Genomic DNA, 8,341 nt, shown 5'->3' with positions numbered 1-8,341 from the left:
CAATTACGCAAAATAATTCGGTACTATTGAACATCAGGACTAGAGTTGTGAGTTTGGTGTGGTAACTCAACTGATGGCTCTAGTCCTCTTATTTTTCAAGTCAATTGCTTATCCGCGATTCGGGTTAAAACTATGTATTTTTAATAAGCCTTGAGAGATCCAGTTATTCCATTCTTTAAAGCTAAGAACAATATATTGGCCATTGATCATTAAAAGAACTCCTCATCCTCATCATCTTGATTAGGCTGATATTTAATTTGAGTAATATTTGGAAGATTTTGAATTAGTTTATGGGGGATAGACGTGTGGTAACTCATAAATAGATTACAACGGCTTCTTGTTGTTGCTACAAAGAGTAACCGCTTATCTAAATCTGGATTTTTTTCCAACACAAATGATTTGACAATATCTTTATTACTATTTAACTGTGGAATAAAGACTTGCTCAAAATCTAGACCTTTTGAGCTATGATATGTCATTAGGTATACCATTGGCTTTGATGGCATCTCGTTAAAGTCGCCAAAGTCATTTTCCAAGTATCTGATGTTTATGTTATTGTCTCTTAAATAAGCATTTACTTGTCTATAATCATATCGGTCACTTTTACCTGCTTGATATGAAAATAATTCATCAGCATTTTTAGAAAAAAAATGTTGGATGATCACTTGAATAAGCGAACTAATATCTTTGTGATGAGATAGCAATATACAGCTAGGCTTGTCTGGTCTAGCTCTACTTAATGCTTCTTGGGCTGTCCAAATGAATTCTTGATTTTGATTTTCAAATTGGATCAGTCTAGCGGTTGTATTTGCCAAAGTATTTCCTGGTTTTCCACTAAGTAAATGATTATTCGGTAAAATACTGAAAGCAATTTTAGCTAAGAACTCTGTAAGTCTATGAATAATCATTAATACATGTTGGAAAGGATTAACCGTTTTAATAATTTCTGATTCTGTAGCTGACTGTTCATAAATAGATTGGGCACAATCGCCAGCAATAATTAAATGCGTTGATAGTTTCTTGATTGTATTTAAATCTTCAGCAGAAATATCTTGAACTTCATCTAGAAACACGAAATCGCATGGCCAATTATTTTTTAAAAATTTGGTATGTGTAAGGAAGTGTACCCCTTCTACATTTTCTTCTTTAAAGGCACTAATTGCTAAATCCTTAAGAGCATGTGTGTATGTCAAATAACAAAAAGAAGCATTAGGGTATTCAAGCTTAAGTTCTTGTGTCAAAGCTGCTAAAACTGTTGTTTTTCCAGTACCAGCAGCTCCTCGAACCCAATGAACATGACTTAAATTGTTTTTAATTGATAGAATGTATTGGCGTTGCTCTTCACTCAAATTTTGCTTTTTAATCCACCAAGCCATAATTAACCCTCTTTCACGCCTAAATTTGGTTTTAGACTAGATACTAAATTTTCAGAGGAATATAACTCTTTATTTTCATGAATGATTCTTTTCTTCATATCAGTTGCTGTAAATTTAAGCTGTTCATAACCGTCAAGTATCTCACATACTTCAATCAGATCATCACAATTTCGAATTGTTACATCATTATTGTATAGTTCATCTTGGAGTAATATGAGTGATTTTTCTAGTAGCAGACTACCTTCAATATCACCACGGAGTTGGAGTATTTTTCCAAGTGACAATAATGCAGCGGTGTAGTTTGGATCATGTTCTAATGCTTTACGAAGATAGAGCTCCTCTTTCTCTCCACATGACTTGCAAGCAATATTAAATGCATTGACAGCATTTGGTGAGCGTTTGTAAGCAATTTTGGCCCAATCATTCGATTTTTGTGATTTACCCGCCCGAGCATAATTATAACAAATGTTAGTAGCATGATTCGCATTACGATCTAAGCGTTCGATAGCAATGTAAAGATCTGCAGCGAGTTCATATGCTCCAGCTTCTGAACAGGCTGAGGCATACTCAATAGCAATATCTACGGGAGGGCGACCATTATAATCTAAAAGTGCTTGATTAAACTTTTGCTTCGCTCGAAGCATGTGTTCTTCAACTTTTGTTAAAGTATTATTGGCTAGAGGATTTAGAATAGAAGTGTTTACTTTTATCCCATCGATTACTGCTTCAACATTAAGAAGCTTTTCATGATTAATATTGGCGTAGACATCAACGATAGCTCCTAGCTTAAAATAATCTTCTTCTATGTCTACAGTCAAAATACCCAAAAGTTTACTTTTGCTACCTACGCAAATAGGTAAATCGATAATGTTTTGATCATCACGGGTGACTATTAGTTGAGTATGGAAAGGTTGTGGGGTAGGAACCTCAGTTGATGCTGGTATGATCGTTTCCAAATGCTCATCAGAGGTGATGATATATATAGCTTCTGAAACAATAGGCTTAATAAAGTCAATTCCTAGACCATGATAGCTAAATGAATGAATTGCTGCTCCGAGAGAAACATGAGCTCTTACATCCTTGGGTAAGATTGGCTCCACTTCATTAGAGAACTCATTCATGTAATTCATTACGCATGATTGTACTAATGGGTTAAGACAACTTCCTCCGATGAAAAGAACACCATCTATGTCTTCACGTTCTATATTCGCTTTAGATAATGCATCTTCAATCGGAGAGGCTAAATGCATCGGTGTGTGTATACCATCATACATCCCCACAAAATCATCCATGATAATTTTAAATTCACCAAGACATAGAGATGGCTTTGTTAAATTTAATCTACAGTCTCTAACTTTAATTCCCTCTAGAGAATGTAATGTAAAAATTTCACTAGAATATTGATCTAAACTTCTAAATTGATTTATATTTTTTTGATCAAGCCATTTGCAAACAGCTATTTTTAATTGTTCTGCTGTCGCTTGCAAAACAGGAATGACAATTTCTGAAATATCTCTAGAATCGGGTTGAAAATGTGTGTTTTCTTTTAAAAGTTGAGGTAATAGTATATTTTTGGCTATAGCTCGATCGATATCATCGCCACCTAAAGCTGTAAATTTTGAAATTGCTAGATTTTTTGATGAAAATTTGTTGTTGAAAGCATCAACTTGAAGAACTGTCACATCACATGTTCCTGCACCAAAATCGTATACAAGAATGTTTGTTGGTCTAGACTTGAGTTTTTCTAAAAAAGGATGTGTTGTATTATTTCTAGTACAATCATATACAAAGCTTAAAAATGCGGCATTAGGTTCATCAATTAAACAACATTGACTCTCATCAATCCCACACTCTTCTAAGCTATTGAATAGACTACGTCTTTGATTAGCCTCAAATGAAGCAGGAACTGAGAAGGCAAATTTGTAATTTTCTAAATTTGAATTTCCAGTTTCATTCTTAATACTTTCTAAAAGCTTACTAAAAAAAACTTGAGTAGCATCTTCTGCTGTCTCAATGACATAGAGCTGAGCCTTGCTCTCGGATAGAACGGTCAATGGATAAGTTGGACCTATCGCTAATCCTAAACGCATTTTAAAGGATGAAAAGACATTGCGACTTTCGGTTAATAATGATTTTAAACGGTATGCATCTTGTCCCCAAATAAGGGTTTTATTTCGCCATGCAAGTACTGTATTGATTAGGTGATGTCGTATTATTGCGCCATATTCATCAGGTTGATTCAGAGTAAGTGTTTTTACTTTTTCAACGGAGTTATCAGCAATGACTATCTGACTTACAACTGTTGTGGATGTGCCAAAATCAATACCAATATAGAGCTTATTGGGATATGAAGGGAGCTGGTTTTTTTCTGAATCTTGATTGATCAGCCAATTTGTATTTGAAGAATGTTCTATAGACATTTTAGTTAAGAGTTTACAGAAAGAGTTAATCTATTATGTTGTTCTCAGAGGTTTTATTCAATAGAAGTGATCCTAGCCAAAATAATGGACAGCACGTAGACCGTTATGTGGTGTACTAGCTCAAACCTGATCTGACAGTTACCCGTTATTTAGGGAGTCTGTCAGGTTAAATTTGAGCTAAATTTCTTTCAGCCTAAATCCGTTTTCCATCAAGTAAAGTTTCAAGTGTTGTACGACCACAGCACATTTTTCCTTGATGAGTCCGTTCAGTACTATAGAATTTCAGCCAATCGTCTAGATCATTCTGCAATGATTCCAAATCACTATACAGCTTCTTCCTGAAAGTGACCTGATAGAACTCCTGCAAAATCGTCTTATGGAATCGCTCACATATACCATTTGTTTGCGGGGAAGCTGCTTTTGTCTTCGTGTGATCAATAGCATTGACTGCCAGATACAACTCATAGTCATGTTGTTCTACCTTACCGCAATACTCAGTACCTCTGTCTGTGAGGATGCGAAGCATTGGTAAGTCCTGAGATTGATAGAATGGCAACACACGATCATTGAGTAAATCAACCGCTGTAATCGGTGTTTTTGTTGTATAGAGCTTGCAATGAACGACCTTGCTATAAGTGTTGATGAATGTTTATTGGTAGATTCGTCCAACACCTTTGAGATTCCCGACATTAAAGGTGTCTTGCGCGCCTAAATAGCCTGGATGAGCTGTTTCGATTTCACCACAAGCAACGTCATCCTCATGCTTACGTTCAAGTGCCGCAATCTGCTGATCATTTAATTCAGTACCATCCTGTGCCACTTTAGCCTCAAGTGCTTTTAAACGCTTCTTAAAGTTCTCCAGATTGTGCCGAAACCAGATTGACTGAACCCCGCTGCCTGAAACAAAGATGTCAATCTGGCGTAGCTCATTACTGGTGCGATGCTGTCCATACGCCGGATAAGTGAGGGCATAATCAATCACTGCTTGTTCGGTGTGTTCATCTACCCGATTCTTAAGGTTAGGAACCCGGCGGTTCTGATTAATTAGATTATCAACGCCACCTTGCTCCACTAATTCAGAGTAGCGATAGAACGTATCCCTTGAGACACCCATCACCTTGCAGGCTTTGGATACATTCTGGAGTTCTTCAGCTAGATTGAGCAGGCCTACTTTGTGTTTGATGATTTGATTGCTAGTATGTAGCATAAGAAGTTACCTTAGTTTTGTTCAAGATTCGACACCTTTATCAAAACGGGTAACTTTCTCTTTTTCAAGAGATATGTCTGATCAAATTGAGACTATTCCATCTTGTGATATTTGTGGGACAGGAGTGGCTTATAGCTCCCATTTTTTGTTAGCTTTCTAAGTCTCTTTGTTACTTTGAAGAATACTTCATCATAACGTCCGAATACAGCTATATTTTTTTGATTTCTACAATATCACTTGATTCAATGAGCGATTGGATATTACCAAATAAACTTTGAATATAATCAGAGGCTAGATGGATATCTAAATCCTCTCTGCTACGCCATTCTTCTAAGAAGAAATATCTACTCGCGTCATTTTCGCTAATATAAAGCTCATATTTCAAGCATCCTTCTTCTTTAAGCGTAGGCTCTATTACACTTTTTAAAAGCGCTTCTAACGTCTCTTTTTGATCTGACTTTGCCTTAAAGTTCGCAATTACTGAAATAGTCATTATTTCACCTTTAATTTGTTTTAGAAGTTTTCTAGTACAATTTTGCCTTTTGACTTGCCTGATTCAAGCAACTTATGCGCCTTCTCCAAGTTTGAAGCGTTAATTTTGCCTAGATTTTGGTTGAGGGTACTTCTAATTTTTTGCTGGTCAACTAATTGGGCAACTTGTTTCAATAGATCACCCTGCTTTTCGATATCATCGGTTTCATACATTGAACGGGTGAACATCAATTCCCAATGGATAGAAATAGATTTAGTCTTAAACGGCATAATATCAAAAGTTTGTGGGTCATCGATCAATCCAAGCTTGCCTTGTGGAGCAATCAGAGAAACTATTTGCTTGATATAGGTGTCTGTATGATTGGTAGAGAATACGTATTTTGGTTTTTCAATACCTAGTGCTTCGATTTGTGCATTTAAATCTTTGCTATGATCGATGACATGGTCGGCACCCAGTGATTCCACCCAAGATTTCGTTTCTTCACGTGAAGCTGTTGCTATAACAGTCAGATTTGTTTTTGCTTTTAGGATTTGGATAGCGATTGATCCTACACCACCTGCACCACCAATAATTAAAATACTGCCAACTTCTGTTTCTGAAATTTGAAACCGATCAAAAAGCATTTCCCATGCCGTTATTGCAGTTAATGGCAATGCTGCTGCTTCTGCATTAGATACTGTAATTGGTTTAAGACTGATAATTCGTTCATCGACTGCTTGAAACTCAGCATTACTACCATCTCGGGTTAAATCGCCAGCATACCAAACAGAATCTCCTACTTTAAACGAGGTAACTTTTGAGCCAACTTCGATAATTTCCCCAACGGCATCCCAACCTAAAATACGATTATTTGCTTCAGACGAATTTTTTCTCACTTTGGTATCAACTGGATTCACAGAGATTGCCTGAACTTTTACCAGTACATCACGCTCCTTAAGCGTAGGCTTCGCTTTTTCAATATCTACCAATGAATTTTTAAAATCATCATGGTTATTGATAACATACGATACGGCTTTCATAGATTTGTCCTTAACTTTAAAAATATAGTAAAAATGGGAGCGAGGTGCTCCCATTTTTTGTTATTCAATAATTAAAACTCTTGGCTCGTTGGGCGTAAAACAATTTCATTAATATCTACATCCGCAGGCTGTTCAATTGCATAAGCAATTGCTCGAGCGACTGAGTCAGCTGGTATGGCTTGTTTGTAGAAATCAGTAACAAACTCTGAACTTTCTTTATGAGAAGAACCGAATTTTAGTTCTGACTCAATTGCACCAGGCTCAATAGTAGTCGTTCTAATTGTTCCCCCAACTTCATGACGAAGTCCTTCAGAGATGGCTCTTACAGCAAACTTAGTACCGCTATAAACAGTACCTCCTGGACTAAATACTTTTATCCCTGCAACAGATGCGAGATTAATAAAGTGTCCAAAGTTTTGTTTTTGGAAAACAGGCAGTGTAGCTGCAATACCATAAAGAACACCTTTAATATTAATGTCGATCATACGATCCCATTCATCAACTTTTAGCTCACTTAATGGTGCAATAGACATTAATCCAGCATTGTTTACCAATACATCGATTTGACCAAATGCGCTTAATGCCTTTTCAATAAGTGCTTGTACTTCATGTGGTTTGGTTATATCCATACCAATAAATTCAGCTTGACCACCTTCAGCACGGATGTCGTGAACAATAGCCTCTAATTTTTCAGTACGTCTAGCACCAAGTACAACTTTTGCACCTTTTTTAGCAAGTAAGCGAGCAGTAGCTTCACCTAAACCACTACTTGCACCAGTGATAACAACAACTTTATTTTCTATATTATTCATACAAGTAACCTTCAACCTATCTGTCAATCATATTTGATGGGTTAAGTATCACAGCCTTGTTAGGTATAATAAATGAATAATATTATCTTTCAGAATTCCTATTTACGGAATAATTGCCATAACACAGGATTGGACATGCAGAACAAATTGGAAATGATGCGTATCTTTTGTGTCGCAGCAGAGTCTCGAAATTTTAAAGAGGCAGCAACTCAGCTGGGGATTTCCCCGCAGGTAGTAACACGGGCAATAAAGGAGCTAGAAGAGCAGCGCGGAGAGATTCTGTTTTACAGGAGTACTCGACAAATTAAAATTACCGCTGATGGTGAGCGTCTGGCAAAGCAAGCACGTCTTGCGGTGGGATCGATCGATGCTTTGCTTGTAAAAGACACCAAGGAAAAACGAGATGAAATGCGTGGGACTGTCCGTCTTACTGTGTCGTCTGTGTTAGGGCGTAAATTGGTAGTACCTGCACTAGCAGAATTTGCCACACGTTATCCAGATATTGTCGTGGATTGTGTGCTAACAGATTCACACTCGGATGTGATCGATGAGCGGATAGATATCGGGATCAGATTTGGATTTTTGCCGGACAATCGATATGTGGCAAGGGAATTGGCGAAAGTGAACTTTTATTCTGTGGGTACGCCAGAGTTAATTGATAAGGTTGGAATGCCCAAAAAAATTATTGACCTTGATAAATACCCTCTAACAGCCCTAGTCGATCATAAAACAGGGCGTTACTGGCCATGGACATTCACCGAAAGTCGAAGCTTTACGCCATCAAATCCCCGTTTTATTACAGATGATCTAGAAGCTGAATTTCAAGCGATTCTCGCTGGAGTTGGATTCGGACACATGCCTGGATTTCTAGTTTTGCCGTGGCTTAAGTGTACTAGCTCAAACCTGATCTGACAGTTACCCGTTTTGATGATGAGTGTCAGGTTAAATTTGAGCTAGATTCTTTTCAGCCCAAATCTGTTTTCCATCAAGCAATGTTTCCATAGGCGTGCGCCC

The 8,341-nt window shown here is 37.2% G+C and carries 5 protein-coding genes and 2 pseudogenes; 1 reads left to right on the top strand and 6 read right to left on the bottom strand.

The window, feature by feature from the left end; translation table 11 throughout:
* Nucleotides 1–209: 209 nt before the first annotated feature.
* From E2B99_RS10100 to E2B99_RS10075, 6 genes and pseudogenes are all read right to left on the bottom strand, one after another.
* Nucleotides 210–1,376 (bottom strand): 3'-5' exonuclease, encoded by a 1,167-nt coding sequence (locus tag E2B99_RS10100; protein ID WP_134244840.1) that lies wholly within the window; start codon nt 1,374–1,376, stop codon nt 210–212.
* A 2-nt stretch (nt 1,377–1,378) separates the two neighbouring features.
* Complete coding sequence (locus tag E2B99_RS10095) at nt 1,379–3,796, bottom strand: Hsp70 family protein (protein ID WP_134244839.1); 2,418 nt, start codon at nt 3,794–3,796, stop codon at nt 1,379–1,381.
* 193 nt (nt 3,797–3,989) lie between these two features.
* A pseudogene (locus E2B99_RS10090) lies at nt 3,990–5,003 on the bottom strand (IS481 family transposase).
* Nucleotides 5,004–5,211: 208 nt separating this feature from the next.
* A complete protein-coding gene (locus E2B99_RS10085) occupies nt 5,212–5,496 on the bottom strand; it encodes a putative quinol monooxygenase (RefSeq protein ID WP_134244838.1) in 285 nt (94 codons plus the stop codon).
* 20 nt (nt 5,497–5,516) lie between these two features.
* Nucleotides 5,517–6,515 (bottom strand): zinc-binding alcohol dehydrogenase family protein, encoded by a 999-nt coding sequence (locus E2B99_RS10080; protein ID WP_134244837.1) that lies wholly within the window; start codon nt 6,513–6,515, stop codon nt 5,517–5,519.
* A gap of 71 nt (nt 6,516–6,586) precedes the next feature.
* Nucleotides 6,587–7,327 (bottom strand): SDR family oxidoreductase, encoded by a 741-nt coding sequence (locus tag E2B99_RS10075; RefSeq protein WP_134244836.1) that lies wholly within the window; start codon nt 7,325–7,327, stop codon nt 6,587–6,589.
* Nucleotides 7,328–7,462: 135 nt separating this feature from the next.
* Here E2B99_RS10075 and E2B99_RS10070 point away from each other — a divergent pair.
* Nucleotides 7,463–8,215 (top strand): annotated as a pseudogene (locus E2B99_RS10070) (LysR family transcriptional regulator); the annotation flags it as partial.
* Between the last annotated feature and the right edge of the window lie 126 nt (nt 8,216–8,341).

It is taken from the genome of Alkanindiges illinoisensis, from assembly GCF_004377485.1.
Classification (GTDB): Bacteria; Pseudomonadota; Gammaproteobacteria; order Pseudomonadales; family Moraxellaceae; genus Alkanindiges; species Alkanindiges illinoisensis_A.
This window is presented reverse-complemented; position numbering and strand designations above follow the sequence as displayed.